The organism is uncultured Sunxiuqinia sp., assembly GCF_947495665.1.
GTDB classification, from domain to species: Bacteria; Bacteroidota; Bacteroidia; order Bacteroidales; family Prolixibacteraceae; genus Sunxiuqinia; species Sunxiuqinia rutila.
In genome coordinates this window covers 1-1,261 of sequence record NZ_CANLZV010000038.1, presented here as the reverse complement: position 1 = coordinate 1,261, position 1,261 = coordinate 1, and the positions used below count along the sequence as shown (strand labels likewise).

Here is a 1,261-nt window from a genome sequence, read left to right as displayed (position 1 = left end):
AGTACGAGACCCGTACGCTGGGTGGTGTGAGGGGTTCCCCGCTAGGCTTTTAGCCTAGCGGCTTCCCACTCGATTATAGGGTGTTATTGATTGTAAACTGCTCACTTATTATTGGTTCTAAATATGCAATAATTTCTTTTAAGCTCTCTAATTCTGCTTCAACTAGTTCAAATAAATCAATGAATTCTGTTTCACATATTCCAATTAAGTGTTCTTTTGTGTCACTAGCATTCTGAATAGAATTTTGCGAAAATTCCTCTAATGTTTCTTCCACAATTTCTATAGAATTTTCACTCATATAATCATCAACGGTTTTGGAGAAATCAAATGATGCAAAATTGAATATTGAACTCTCAGAACTTACAATATCAATTATTCTATTAATTCGTTGAAAATCGTATTTAATTTCTGAGGCTTTAATCATTTTCTGAAATTGATCAGAAAAATGAAAATCTTCTAACTGGAATACTGCTGACAAAAGGTCTTCAATGTGGGACAAATTAAATTTATTAATATTTGGGTCATAATAAAACTCTCCATTCTTTGCAGTCAAATACTCATTACTAACAAGTCCTTTATATGTATTATAGGTAATGGTTAATTGCGAAAAAACATTCTGAATAAGAATTAAAAGTTCTTCATGCTTTTTCCCTAGATACAAGATTGAGTCATTTTCTATTGAGCTAACCAATTCATTTATAAGTTTACTTACAATTGCTTTATCTGTAAACAATACCCCACATTCAAAATTATTATCGCTTTCTTCAGAAAAGTTTGCTGAACCTATGTAAGCAATGTTTTCGGTTGCAAAGATTTTCGAATGATTATTAAAATTGAAAAATGAAGAGGAATCGTTTGTGAAATTACTTGGAGACAATTTCTTCATATAATCAATGATAGTCTTATTAGCCCTTTCTTTAGCTGCACCATAATACTGCTCAAATCTTCCAGGAATATTTGTGATTATCTTTATATCTGAGTTCTGGTTTAATTGTCTTAATTTATTTAACCTAGTTTCAAGTTGTTTTGAAATGTTATACGTCACAATTCTAATATGCTTTGCATTTTCAAAATCATTCAGTACGTCTTCATATCCACAGACTCCTTGGGTAAGTATAACTTCTATAGTCTCCGATATTTTAATTATTTGTTTCAATATTTGAGGTGTTTATTTTAATACCCTATAACGTTCTAGTATTTTATCCATCGTTCTGGCATGCTGTTAAATTAGTAATAATAATTGATATTGTTATTTTGCTAT

At 30.3% G+C, this 1,261-nt stretch carries 1 protein-coding gene; it reads right to left on the bottom strand.

Annotation, left to right across the window (positions count from 1 at the left end):
- Positions 1–73: 73 nt before the first annotated feature.
- Positions 74–1,156, bottom strand: coding sequence for a phospholipase D-like domain-containing protein (locus Q1A18_RS18940; RefSeq protein ID WP_299584702.1), 1,083 nt, complete (start codon positions 1,154–1,156; stop codon positions 74–76).
- Between the last annotated feature and the right edge of the window lie 105 nt (positions 1,157–1,261).